The sequence below is a fragment of the Clostridium sp. D43t1_170807_H7 genome (genome assembly GCF_015555905.1).
GTDB lineage: Bacteria > Bacillota > Clostridia > Clostridiales > Clostridiaceae > Clostridium.
Genome location: NZ_JADNLK010000002.1, coordinates 82,024 through 94,761, shown reverse-complemented (window position 1 = coordinate 94,761; position 12,738 = coordinate 82,024). Strand labels below are relative to the sequence as shown.

At 27.1% G+C, this 12,738-nt stretch carries 12 protein-coding genes and 1 pseudogene; 12 read left to right on the top strand and 1 reads right to left on the bottom strand.

Annotated features, from left to right (window positions below; translation table 11 throughout):
* Positions 1-5: 5 nt before the first annotated feature.
* From I2E98_RS01690 to I2E98_RS01640, 11 genes and pseudogenes are all read left to right on the top strand, one after another.
* Positions 6-1,310 (top strand): biotin/lipoyl-binding protein, encoded by a 1,305-nt coding sequence (locus I2E98_RS01690; RefSeq protein WP_195467245.1) that lies wholly within the window; start codon positions 6-8, stop codon positions 1,308-1,310.
* Positions 1,307-2,533: an ABC transporter permease gene (locus tag I2E98_RS01685; RefSeq protein WP_195467244.1), complete on the top strand. Its 1,227-nt coding sequence runs from the start codon at positions 1,307-1,309 to the stop codon at positions 2,531-2,533. The genes I2E98_RS01690 and I2E98_RS01685 overlap by 4 nt, the downstream gene beginning before the upstream one ends.
* Positions 2,534-2,585: 52 nt before the next feature.
* Positions 2,586-2,837, top strand: a complete 252-nt coding sequence (locus I2E98_RS01680; protein WP_195467386.1) for a DUF1653 domain-containing protein — start codon at positions 2,586-2,588, stop codon at positions 2,835-2,837.
* A gap of 274 nt (positions 2,838-3,111) precedes the next feature.
* Complete coding sequence (locus I2E98_RS01675) at positions 3,112-3,621, top strand: DedA family protein (RefSeq protein WP_195467243.1); 510 nt, start codon at positions 3,112-3,114, stop codon at positions 3,619-3,621.
* 176 nt (positions 3,622-3,797) lie between these two features.
* The gene (locus tag I2E98_RS01670) at positions 3,798-4,502 is read left to right on the top strand and encodes a response regulator transcription factor (RefSeq protein ID WP_195467385.1); all 705 of its coding nucleotides are present in this window, start codon (positions 3,798-3,800) and stop codon (positions 4,500-4,502) included.
* The gene (locus I2E98_RS01665) at positions 4,477-6,678 is read left to right on the top strand and encodes a sensor histidine kinase (protein WP_195467242.1); all 2,202 of its coding nucleotides are present in this window, start codon (positions 4,477-4,479) and stop codon (positions 6,676-6,678) included. Before I2E98_RS01670 ends, I2E98_RS01665 begins: the two co-directional genes overlap by 26 nt.
* 256 nt (positions 6,679-6,934) lie before the next feature.
* Positions 6,935-8,101 carry a cation:proton antiporter gene (locus I2E98_RS01660; RefSeq protein ID WP_347708007.1) on the top strand — a complete coding sequence of 389 codons (1,167 nt, stop codon included), beginning with the start codon at positions 6,935-6,937 and terminating at the stop codon, positions 8,099-8,101.
* Between the two features lie 152 nt (positions 8,102-8,253).
* Positions 8,254-8,436, top strand: coding sequence for a DUF1858 domain-containing protein (locus tag I2E98_RS01655; protein WP_195467240.1), 183 nt, complete (start codon positions 8,254-8,256; stop codon positions 8,434-8,436).
* A 170-nt stretch (positions 8,437-8,606) separates the two neighbouring features.
* Positions 8,607-10,279: pseudogene (gene hcp, locus I2E98_RS01650) on the top strand (hydroxylamine reductase).
* An 87-nt stretch (positions 10,280-10,366) separates the two neighbouring features.
* Positions 10,367-10,690: a cupin domain-containing protein gene (locus I2E98_RS01645; RefSeq protein WP_195467239.1), complete on the top strand. Its 324-nt coding sequence runs from the start codon at positions 10,367-10,369 to the stop codon at positions 10,688-10,690.
* A 285-nt stretch (positions 10,691-10,975) separates the two neighbouring features.
* The gene (locus I2E98_RS01640; protein WP_195467238.1) at positions 10,976-11,521 is read left to right on the top strand and encodes a hemerythrin domain-containing protein; all 546 of its coding nucleotides are present in this window, start codon (positions 10,976-10,978) and stop codon (positions 11,519-11,521) included.
* Between the two features lie 173 nt (positions 11,522-11,694).
* Here I2E98_RS01640 and I2E98_RS01635 read toward each other — a convergent pair whose 3' ends face one another.
* On the bottom strand, positions 11,695-12,132 hold the full coding sequence (locus I2E98_RS01635) for a globin domain-containing protein (RefSeq protein WP_195467237.1): 438 nt from the start codon (positions 12,130-12,132) through the stop codon (positions 11,695-11,697).
* A gap of 152 nt (positions 12,133-12,284) precedes the next feature.
* Between I2E98_RS01635 and I2E98_RS01630 the strand changes: the two genes are divergently transcribed.
* Complete coding sequence (locus I2E98_RS01630) at positions 12,285-12,680, top strand: Rrf2 family transcriptional regulator (RefSeq protein ID WP_195467236.1); 396 nt, start codon at positions 12,285-12,287, stop codon at positions 12,678-12,680.
* Positions 12,681-12,738: the final 58 nt, after the last annotated feature.

The window sequence follows — 12,738 nt, the reverse complement described above, 5'->3', positions numbered from 1 at the left end:
AATTTATGAGTAAAAAAGCAAAAATTAAAAAAGTTATAAATTTTAAATATATAAAAAAAGGAAAGGATACTTTACAGAAAAAAGCTGTAAAAGCGTTGTTTACTTTTTTAATATTAATGATAGGATGTACAATGTTATCTAGGGCAGCAGATTCTATGACTATACCAAGAGTTAAAGTTGATAAGCCAAAGACTAAAACAATAGTAGATGAAATTACTGCTAAGGGTGTAGTTGTAAAAAATAGAGAAGAAAAAATTTCTGTAGTTGAAGGTCTTAAGATTAATTATGTAAATATAAGTGAAGGTTCAATTATTAAAGTTGGAGATACCTTAGTTGAACTTGATACTGAAGACTTAGAGAAAAAGGTTAATGAAATTAAAGAAAATATAGCACAAGAGCAAAAGACTTTAACACGTGCTACAGAAGATTATAATAAGGCTATAAATGTAAAAAAGCAAGCTGTACAAAGTGCTTTAAATGAAATGAATGCAGCAAAGCAAGCGTTAGATAATTATTCAAAGTTAAGTGATGAAGAAAAGGATCCAGGAACAGAAGAAAGTTTATATTCTGATTATCAATCAAAGAAGTCTATGTATGATGCAGCTGTTGTTGAGTCAAATGATACTGTAGATTTAGATAGAGCGCTTCAAGATACAAAGGACTCTCTTAAAACTGATGAATATAATAAAGAACTTGCAAAACTTCAACCTTTATTAGATGCTAGTGGAAAAATTATTTCAGAAAAAGAAGGGATAGTTACTAGTGTCGTTGCAGAAAATGGTGGAGTTACAACTGATACTATAGCATCAATTGCAGATAAGAATGAAGGATATAAATTTGTTGGAGAAATTGATAAGGAAAATAGAACCTCAATAAAACAAGGGCAAACTGTTGCTTTAAATTTAGGTACTTATGGTATTATTGAAAATTTAACTATTGACTCTATTTCTAGAAATCAAGATAATGCTGATATTTTAAATGTAACAGTTGTTTTACCAGTAGGAATAGGAGAAATTGATGATAGTGGAGAAATTGTAGTTTCAAGTAAATCAAAGAAATATGGTACATGTGTTCCTTTAGCAGCATTAAGACAAGGTGATGGTACTGATTATTATGTATTAGTTGTTACTGAAAAAGAAACTGTATTAGGTGAAGAGTTAACAGCCAAAAGAGTTGATGTAAAAGTTGAAAAAAGAGATGGTGAATATGCAGCGGTAACTGAAGGCGTATTAGGAAGAAATGATAAAATAATTATTGATAGCAATAAAGCAGTAGAAGATGGCGATAGAGTTCGCCTGGAGACGGAATGATAAGGTATTTAAAGCACATAGTTAGAATAATTCTTATATTTGCTTTAATTATGTGCTGGGGAATATCTTTAGGTTATGCAAATAATATAGGAAGTGAAAATAAAACTTTAAATTTCTATTTTGAAAATGAAAATTATAATACAGAGATAATTAAGAGTATAAAAGAAGCAGATCCAGAGTTAGCTATAGTAGGCTGGGCGGAAGAAGCATTACAATCTGCTAATAATCCTGATTTAGGGAAGACTGCAAGTGATTTAGATGTTTTAACTATAAAGGGCTCATCTAATTTATTAGTTAAGGGGTCAAACTTATTTACTGATGATTTAGAGGGATGTTTAATAGATAGTGATACATCTTATAAGTTGTTTGGAAGTAGTAACTGTGTAGGTAGAGAGATCGTTTATAATGATAGAACTTTAATTGTAAGGGGAATTTTAAAAGGTTCTAAAGCTAATATTATGATTCAAGCATCAGAAGATCCTTCACAGGTTTTAGATGGCTTAACAATAGATGGTACAGATTTAACATTAAATAAGATCGAAGATTTTAAAATGATGTTTGGAATTAATGAAATGGCTATTAGCGGGAATATATATTATATGTTAGCTAAGTTTATAGCATTAATATTCCCAATTATTGCTTTAGTATTGATTTTAACTAAGATAATAGCTAGTTTATTTAAATCAAGAAATAAACCAGTTTTAGTGATTCTATATATTTTAATGTCTATTGCTTCTGTATTTATATTCTTTAAGGTTACAAACATTAAAATTTCAATTCCGTTAGATATGATTCCAAATAAGTGGTCTGATTTTGATTTTTGGAGTAAGATGGGGAAAGAATACAAGGAAAAGCTTGAATATGTACTTTATATGAAAAAATATGGAGTTGATATTTATAATATAGAAAACTTATTAAAATCAGTATTATACTCAATATTTACAATAATATTATTTGTCATTAACTTAAAGATTATAAATATAAATGATATTAAAACATTAATAATTAATAATGGAATTTCAATACTTTCTTCATTTGTTGCTATATTAATGATTTGGTCTAAATATAGTTTTGATGTAAACATAACTATGATATGGTTAATATACCCTTTATATCTTTGTGGAAATTACTTTATAACGGTTCATGAAAAGTATTTAATTTATGAAGAAGAAGTAAATACTGAAGTGGAAAATAATGATATAATAGATGAAGCAGTTTGTTAATAGCAGACTGTTTCTTTTATTTCAAATACAAAATATTATTAACGGAGGAAAAATTATGAGAGATATATCTAATTCTAAGGGAAAGATTTTCAGACATTTTAAAGGAGATTTATATTTAGTTGAAGACTTTGTTAAGCATTCAGAAACTCAAGAAACCATGGTTCTTTATAGAGCCTTATATGGGGATTGTGGACTTTTTGTAAGACCTTATGAGATGTTTATTGAAGAAGTTCCAGAGGGGAAGATTAATCCAACAGGTCAAAAGTATAGATTCCAAGAGTTCGAAGTGAAAAGTGTAAAATAACTAAATTGCGCACTAAATAATAGTGCGAATGTCATTAGCTAATATATTTTCTCTTTCATTGTAGAATTGCCTTTAATTGTAGAATAAGTTTTAAGTTAAAAAGTAATTTAATAATTGGTATGGTTAGAAAGACTATTGCAAATTGAATTGTAATAGTCTTTTATTATATTAAATTTTAAGAATTTCTTTAGATTTAGTATAATATCTTCCTTATTTATTAGATATATTATAGAATTATAATAAGGGGGAAAAGGATAAAATTGGAGGGGAAAATGTGGATGCTAATAGTATTTTAAATTATTTGTCGCAGTATGGTGTATTATTTATATTTATAATTGTATTTTTAGAATATTTAAATTTACCAGGGCTTCCAGCAGGGATAATAATGCCATTAGCAGGATTATGGATATCAAGAGGAGAAATGAATTTTCCTTTTGTACTAATATTATCAGTTATTGCTGGAGTGATTGGAAGTTGGGTTTTATACTTTTTAGGGTTTTATGGAGGAAATTTTTTATTAGACAAATATACTAAGAAATTTCCAAAGCAAAAGAAGTATATAGATGAAAAGTTAGAGTATTTAAGAAGTAAAGGACATATTGGTGTATTTTTAAGTAGACTTATTCCAGTTGCAAGAACTATAATTGCAATACCAGCAGGAGTACTTAAAATGAATTTTTTTAAATATACAGTATATTCAGCTCTTGGAATATTAATATGGAATAGTGTATTTATTTTAACAGGATATATTTTAGGTGAAAGTATTTTAAAGTATATAACTTAGTTAGATATATAGTTCCTCAGAAGAAAGAAAATTTGTTTATTTCTTCTGAGGAATTTTTTTAGAAAATCTTTAGAATTATATATGGTTGTTGTTTAGTTTTTAGAATTATTATTGATAATATAGTAAGTAAACATGTTTGTAAAATAAAAAAGGAGGGATAAACAATAATGGATAAAATGAGCTCATACAATGTTTTAATTGTTGAAGATGAAAATGATATAGCAATTGCTCTAGAAGCATATCTAACAAATCAAGGATATAATGTTTTTATAGCAAATAATGGAATAGAAGGTTTGGAAGTATTAAAAAAAGAAGTTATTCATTTAGCAATAGTTGATGTAATGATGCCTAAAATGGATGGTATAACTTTTGTTATGAAACTTAGAGAAAATCATAATTTTCCTGTAATAATGTTATCCGCAAAATCAGAAGAAGTAGATAAGATAATGGGACTTAATGTAGGAGCAGATGATTATGTCACTAAGCCATTTAGACCACTTGAATTATTAGCAAGAGTTAACTCTCAGCTTAGAAGATATTCAAAATTTTTAAATATGGTAAAACAACCCGAAGTTAAAGAAAATATCTATAGTGTTGGTGGATTGGAATTAAACTTTGATACTAAAGAAGTGACTGTTGATGAAAAGCCAGTTAAGCTAACACCCATTGAGTTTAAAATATTAGCATTACTTATAAAAAATCCAGGAAGGGTATTTGCTGCTGAGGAAATATATGAAAGAGTATGGAATGAACAAGCGATAAATACTGATACTATAATGGTTCATATAAGAAAGATAAGAGAAAAGATTGAGATTAATCCTAAAAATCCAAAATATTTGAAGGTGGTGTGGGGAGTTGGATATAAAATTGAAAAGCAATAAAGAAGTATATAAGAGTAGAGGGCTTATATCTACATTAATAATGATAGGAATCATAGTTATAGCTGCTTTAGGAATGTGTAGTTCATATAAAACAATAGATAAATTAGCTAAAAGTGTAAAGGTAGATTATTTTAATGAATATGGATTTGCCAATACTATAGCAGAGTCTAGTTATGCATTATATTATGATTCCATTAAGGAAAGTGAAAATCCAAGTGAATATTTATTAGACATAAAAAAGAATTTATCTACAAATTCAGATGAATATGAGAATTATGTAGCAAATGAAGTAAATAATCGATTGAATGCATTTAATAATAAAGTATTGCGTTGGAAAAATATTACGGAGTTTGGAAACTTAAGATATTGGTATTATAATAATTCAAATAATAAAACTAATACTAAATTAAATGGAAATGTGAAATTTGAAAATAATAATATTGATTTATCTGAAGTAAATAAAGATGAATATCAATTTTACGCTATTATTGATTTTGATTCAGATGGAAATATAGATATTAAGGAATGTATGGGGGCGGATAAAGAATATCTAAAATCTAATATAGAAAGAAGTTTAACAGTTATTAGAAATGATTATAATGATTATGAAAATGGATATTATAATATAACTATGAATCCAATTAAAAATGTTACATTTGTATATGCTATACCTAAAATTTTAACTTCATATGATGGTATTAGTTGGGGAATACGAAATGCAGATATGAGAGGATATATGACTATAGGACCTAGTATAGCATTTATAATAGCTAGTATTGTTGCATTAATAGCTTTAATATTCCCTATTAGAAAGGCTAAATCTGCAGTTTTATTTAAGGAAATAAGTAAAATTCCATTTGAAATTTGGATAGTTATTATTGGATTTGCTATAGCTGCTTTAGGTCCTTTATCAGGTCGACTTATAAGCGATACTTTAAATGGAGATTTCCAAGCGTTATTTACAAAAATGATATCAAATTTAATTATTCCCCAAATAGTAATATGGGCATTTAATTTTATAATATGGGTATTTAGCTATGCATCAGTATTTTTCTTTATATTAGTTATTAAATATATGTTTAATATTAGAATTATTGAATATATAAAAAGAAGAACAATAGTTGGAATGATATTAATGTATTTTATTAGAATTATTAAAGGAATATTAGATGAAGTAACTAAGGTTGATTTAAGAGAGAAAAATAATAAACTAATAATAAAGATATTAATAATAAACTTAATAATATTGTTAATAATAGCTTCTATTTGGTTCTTTGGAATTCCTGTGGCTATAATTTATTCAATTATTTTATTTTTTGTTATAAGAAAATATGTTGATAGAATAAGTGAAAAATATAGCAAGCTTAGAGAAGCAACAAGTAAAATTGCAGAAGGCAATTTAGATGTAAAGATAGAGGAAGACTTATGGTTATTTGAAGGATTTAAGAATGACTTAGAAAAGATTCAATGTGGATTTAAAAAGGCTGTTGATGAAGAGATTAAAAGTCAAAAAATGAAAACTGATTTAATATCAAATGTATCACATGATTTAAAAACTCCTTTAACAGCAATAATTACTTATGTAGATCTTTTAAAAGATGAAAATCTATCAGAGGAGAAACGTAAACAATACATTGAAACTTTAGATAGAAAGTCTCAAAGGCTTCAAGTTTTAATAGAAGATTTATTTGAAATGAGTAAAGCAACTAGTGGAAATATTGCATTAAATATAGAAAATATTGATGTTGTATCTTTAATGAAACAAACATTATTAGAATTAGAGGATAAACTTGAAGAAGCAAATTTATCAGTTAGAAATAATATGCCAGAAGGAAAAGTTATATTACCTTTAGATAGTCAACGTACATTTAGAGTATTTGAAAATTTAGTAATTAATATGACTAAATATGCAATGCCTAATACAAGAGTATTTATTGATATTATTGAAAATAAAAATAATGTTGAGATAATAATGAAAAATATGGCTGCAGAAGAAATAACATTTAATGTAGATACAATAGCAGAAAGATTTATAAGAGGAGATGAATCAAGAAATACTGAAGGTTCTGGATTAGGACTTGCAATTGCTAAAAGCTTTGTTGAACTTCAAGGTGGAACTTTTAACATCAGTGTAGATGGAGATTTATTTAAAGTAAAAATAACATTTGTAAAATAAAGGTATGACCTCCGGGGAACAGACATATATTGTAAAATGAAAAGGGGATGTATCAGATTGAATTAACTTAAAAATTGTAAAAGATATACTAGGAAATTAAGATTTGCCCTATAGAGTGGACAGTATAAAAAAGTCTACTCTATAGGGTTTTTCTATTTATAAAAGAAGTATAAATTTTGAAGTTAATAAATAAATATATATAAATATGCTATATACATAGTAAGTTAAATAAATTCCTATACTGAAAGGAGCGGAGATTATGTCATATAAATATTTATTAGATATTGCATTAATATTACTAAGCACAAAGCTTTTAGGGCTAATGACAAGAAGATTTAATTTACCGCAAGTTGTTGGAGCATTACTTGCAGGAGTAATATTAGGACCATCAGTTCTTAATATATTGCAAGAAACAGATTTTATAAGTAGGATGGCAGAGCTCGGGGTAATAGTATTGATGTTTACAGCAGGATTAGAAAGTGACATAAGCCGATTAAGAAGTACAGGGAAGCATTCATTTATAGTGGCTTTATTAGGAGTTATAATTCCATTAATAGGTGGAACTATAGTTGCATATATTTTTAATGATGGAAGCTTAACTACTGTAAGTGAATTATTACAAAATATATTTATAGGTACAATTTTAACTGCTACATCAGTTAGTATAACGGTTGAAACATTAAAGGAACTTGGAAAAATGTCAGAAAAATCGGCCAATATAATATTAGGCGCTGCTGTAATAGATGATATTTTAGGCATTCTAGTTTTAACGCTAGTAAGTAGTCTAGCGGATAGTTCAATTAATATTTGGATAGTAATTTTAAAAATTATGGGATTTTTTATATTTTCACTTATTATTGGATACTTGGTATATGTATTTTTTGATAAATGGATAAGTAAATATGATATTGATAAGAGAAGGTTTGTTATTGGTGCATTTGTAATTTGTTTATTATTATCATTTTCAGCAGAAGCCTTTTTTGGAGTAGCAGATATAACAGGGGCATTCATTGCAGGGTTAGTATTATCAAAAAATAGAGAAACACAATATATAGCTAAAAGGTTTGATATAGTGTCTTATATGTTATTATCACCTATATTTTTTGCAAGTATAGGGATAAACATGACCATTCCTAAAATGAGTATATCAGTTGTAATTATGACCATTGTTTTAATATTTGTAGCTATGTTAACTAAAGTTATTGGTTGTGGACTTGGAGCTAAATTATGTGGATATTCAAATTGTGAAGTTATACAGATAGGAATTGGGATGATATCTAGGGGAGAAGTTGCACTTATTGTTGCAAATAAAGGAATGAAATTAGGAATTATGAATAGTTACTTTTTACCCTCTGTAATAATTATGGTGATTATTACAACTATAGTTACTCCAATATTGCTTAAAAAGGCATATAAATGTTAAAATGGGCTTATTGGATAATATAAAAGAAAGTTTAGATAAAATATAGTAACTTATGTTACAGATATAATTTAATATTTAGTGTATAATCTAAAATAAATAAATTAAAATTATGAAAAAGTTATTACATAATATACAAAGGAGAGATTTTGATTATGATAAATAAGGATAATACAATCGGTGAAATATTAGAAATGAATCCAAAGGCAGTTGATATACTAAGTGAATTTGGAATGGGATGTTTAGGATGTCCATCTGCAACAATGGAAACTTTAGAACAAGCTTGTTACATTCATGGGTTAGAGTTAGAAGAAGTTATGAATAAGCTAAATGCTTAAAGGGCAATTATAAAGAAAGGCTGAGTTTGAATAGTTTAGTAATTATTTAAACTCAGCCTTAATTGCATATTTTCATAAAAAACCTCCAATATGTTATATAAGTAATTATATTTTTGGTCAATTTAGAAAAATATATAAGGGAAGTTAAAAGATTATAAGGAGGTTTTAACATGGAAAATAACATGGCAATGGAATATCCTATGTTTTGTTATCAATGTGAACAAACAGCTGTGGAAAAGGATGTACTAAAATGGGGGTATGCGGTAAGACTCCAGAAATAGCAGCACTTCAAGATTTACTTATATATCAAATAAAAGGTATAAGCTGCTATGCAAAAGAAATAGTTGAAAAAGGTGAAAATGTAGATAAAAGTATAGTAAGCTTTATTGAAAATTCATTATTTACAACATTAACAAATGTAAACTTTGATGCAGATGTACATGTTGAGATGCTAAGAGAGTCACAAAAAATAAAAGAATCTTTGAGAAAAAAAGTTGGAAAGATTAAAAATGATACGGAGCATGCTACTTATAATTTAAGTGAAAGCAAAGCAGAGATGTTAAAGGATGCTAAAAAAGCTGGAATAATGTATGATCAAGAACTCGATCCAGATATACGTTCATTAAGACAAACAATATTATATGGATTAAATGGTATAAGTGCATATGGACATCAAGCAAGAGAACTTGGGTATTATGATGATCAAGTCGATAATTTTTATGTAAGAGCATTAGAGGCAATAACCGATGATAATTTATCTGTAGAAGAATTGATAAGATGGACTATGAGAACTGGAGATATGAGTGTTGCTGTAATGAAGAAATTAGATGAAGCCAATACTACAGTTTATGAGAATCCATCACCTCATAAGGTAAATGTACATATTAAAAAAGGCCCATTTATTATAGTATCAGGTCATGATTTAAAAGATCTTGAAATGTTATTAGAGCAAACTGAAGGTAAGGGAATAAATATTTATACTCATGGAGAAATGATACCAAGTCATGGATATCCAGGATTAAAAAAATATTCTCAGCTTGTAGGTAATTTTGGTGGTGCTTGGCAAGATCAACAAAAGGAATTTGATGATATACCAGGTTGTATTTTAATGACTACAAATTGTCTTATGAGACCAAGAGAAACATATAAGGATAGAATATTTACAACTAGTGTAGTTGGATGGGATGGAGTTAAACATATAGCTAAAGGTAAAGATGGTAAAAAAGATTTTTCTGAAATAATAAATAAAGCCTTAGAGCTTGGGGGCTATGAAGAAGATCAAGAACCACATGAAATATTAGTTGGATTTGTCCACCATGCAACCTTAAGCAATGCAGAAACAATAGTTAATGCAGTTAAGGATGGTAAGATAAGACATTTCTTCTTAATTGGTGGCTGTGATGGAGCAAGACCAGGAAGAAATTATTATACTGAATTTGCCAAAATGGTACCAGATGATTGTATTATACTTACTTTAGCATGTGGTAAATACAGATTTAATAAATTAGAGTTTGGAGAAGTGGCAGGACTACCAAGACTTTTAGATGTAGGGCAATGTAATGATGCATATTCTGCAGTTAGAATTGCAACAGCACTTGCAGATGCTTTTGGTACAGATGTAAATGGATTACCATTATCATTAATTATATCTTGGTATGAGCAAAAGGCTGTAGCTGATTTATTAGCATTATTGTCACTTGGAATAAAAGGAATATTCTTAGGTCCAACACTTCCAGCATTTTTAAGCCCTAATGTACTTCAATATTTAGTTGATACTTTTGATTTAAGAGCTATAAGTACTCCAGAAGATGACTTAAAGACTTGCTTACAACAAGAGGTATAAAAGAAAATATAATTAGTAGTAATAAGTAATTAATCATCATCTGATATAAATATAGAAGAATAATTATATTATGTATAAGGAGAAAAAATGAATTTAAATAATAATGATATTATAAAAGTTGCTAATATTGATAAGATTAATGAAGGCAAAGAAATTATAGCTATGAATAAAAAATTTAAAACTATTTGCTTTGTTTTTGATGTAGGTAAGGGATTGCCTAACCATACTCATAATGGATATGCAAGTATTTTAGTTTATGATGGAAGTGTGTCAATGGAATTTATAAATGGTGAAAAATATGAATTAAATAAAGGGGATTTCATGCCATTTGATGCAAGAGTAGAGCATAATGTAATTGCAAAAGTTAAAAGTAAAGTATTAGTAACTATATCAGAAAGCTTGACAGAATAATATTAAATATAATAAATGAGCAAATAAAAATACTTAAATGATATTAATTTATTATTTAAGTATTTTTTATTTAAATATAGGATAAATAGGAAGTGAATAGAGATTAATTTATTATTTGTAACAATTGTTACTTAGAAAAAGTTAAAGTTGATGTATATTAATAATATAGTTTAAGAAGTGAATGGATAAAAGCTTTTGTTAGCAAAATGAATAGCAATTATTAGTATGTTAAATTATATGAAAATTTACAAGCAATTAGAAAAAGGCATAAAAGGAGTAAAATGTATGAAAGCTATAGAAATAATGAATGAAGAACATAAGTATATTTTAAGAATGTTAAAGGTAGTTAGAAAGTGCTGTTTTAGAATATTGCAAGGTGAAGAGATCGTATATGAAGATTTTGATAAGATAATAGATTTTATTAGAAATTATGCAGATAATCATCATCATAAAAAAGAAGAAAAGATACTTTTTGTTAAAATGGTAGAATATTTAGGGGAAGCTGCAGAGAAGGCCGTTAATCAAGGAATGCTTGTAGAGCATGATTTAGGAAGGTTACATGTTAGGGAGTTAATCACTGCTTTAGAAAGGGTAAAGGCTGGAGAAGAAGACGCAAAGCTAGATGTTATAGCAAATGCAATTTCATATACACATTTATTAACAAGACATATAGATAAGGAAGATAGAGTTATTTATAAATTTGCAGAAAGAAACTTAGACTATGAAGTGATGAAGTTTATAGATACAGAATGTGAAAATTATGAGATTAATAATGAAAAAATAAAGAATAAATATATATTAATTTTAGAAGAGTTAGAAACTAAGTACTAAAAGCATTAATTTAATTAATAAGATTCATAAATAAAAAATAAAAGAATATATAGAAGAGTAGATAGATTTTGTACAATATAAGCATAGATGAAAATCACTTTAGTGATAGACATCTATGCTTATTTTTTTTATGATAGGTTTGTGTAATAAACAAATCTATCTACTCTTTTTTATTATTTTCTTGATTCGTAAATTTCCTTTTCAACATTAATAAATATTTTAGCAATAACCTCATAAGCTTTACCCCAAGCTTCAATAACTTCATCAGTTGCTGCATCTCCTAGAACTTCTTTAATTGAAGTTAATAAATTTGAACCAACTATTGGATAGTGTCCTTCAGTGATTTGACGATCACAATGTACTTCTCCGATTTTTTTTACTACAGGTAAAATTGCTGGAAGGTTATCTATATTTTGTGCAGCTGCTAATATAGTCATAGCTAATGCCTTTGGTTGTTCCCCTGAAGCTTGTTTATCCATATTAAATAATGGCTTTACTTCAGGATTATTTGCAAACATATTCTTATAGAAAGTAGTAGTTATTTCTAATCCGTGCTCCTTTAAAACTGGAACTGTACTCTTTATTATATCTATTGTTTTTTGATCTAACATAATTTATCTCCTTTGTATAAAAGTTATTAATTAATAATTATTATTTATATCTATGTTATTAATATATCATATACAATTTAAATGTGCAAGTAAAATACACATTTAAATTTATGGTATAATTTCTTTACATTAGAAGAAAGGAAGTATTGTTTATGCAGTTATCAAAGTTTACTGATTATGCATTTAGAGCATTAATATATTTAGCTAAAAATCCTAATGAGAATGCAATAGTAGATAAGTTGGCTGAAGAATTAGATATATCAACACATCATTTAAAGAAGGTAATTAATAAATTAGCAAAGACAGAATATATAATATCAACTAAGGGAAGAAATGGTGGCTTGAAGTTGGGATTAAGTCCGGAGGAGATTAATTTAGGAAAAGTTTTACTATTAACAGAAGAAAATTTAAGTTTGGTTGAATGTATGAATGAAGCAGGAACATGTCCTCTGATTAGTGACAAATGTAAGCTTAAGGGTATTATTTGTAAATCTTTAAATGGATTTGTAAGTGAAATGTCTAAATATACATTAAAGGATATATTATAAATAAAATACTATATATTAAAGTAAGGGCTCCACTAGATAAGAAAAAGATATCTAGTAG

What these genes read in the sequence shown, in the direction of transcription:
- I2E98_RS01690 (WP_195467245.1), top strand. Translation starts at nt 6, where the DNA reads ATGAGTAAAAAAGCAAAAATTAAAAAAGTTATAAATTTTAAATATATA.
- I2E98_RS01685 (WP_195467244.1), top strand. Translation starts at nt 1,307, where the DNA reads ATGATAAGGTATTTAAAGCACATAGTTAGAATAATTCTTATATTTGCT.
- I2E98_RS01670 (WP_195467385.1), top strand. Translation starts at nt 3,798, where the DNA reads ATGAGCTCATACAATGTTTTAATTGTTGAAGATGAAAATGATATAGCA.
- I2E98_RS01655 (WP_195467240.1), top strand. Translation starts at nt 8,254, where the DNA reads ATGATAAATAAGGATAATACAATCGGTGAAATATTAGAAATGAATCCA.
- I2E98_RS01645 (WP_195467239.1), top strand. Translation starts at nt 10,367, where the DNA reads ATGAATTTAAATAATAATGATATTATAAAAGTTGCTAATATTGATAAG.
- I2E98_RS01640 (WP_195467238.1), top strand. Translation starts at nt 10,976, where the DNA reads ATGAAAGCTATAGAAATAATGAATGAAGAACATAAGTATATTTTAAGA.
- I2E98_RS01635 (WP_195467237.1), bottom strand. Translation starts at nt 12,132, where the DNA reads ATGTTAGATCAAAAAACAATAGATATAATAAAGAGTACAGTTCCAGTT.
- I2E98_RS01630 (WP_195467236.1), top strand. Translation starts at nt 12,285, where the DNA reads ATGCAGTTATCAAAGTTTACTGATTATGCATTTAGAGCATTAATATAT.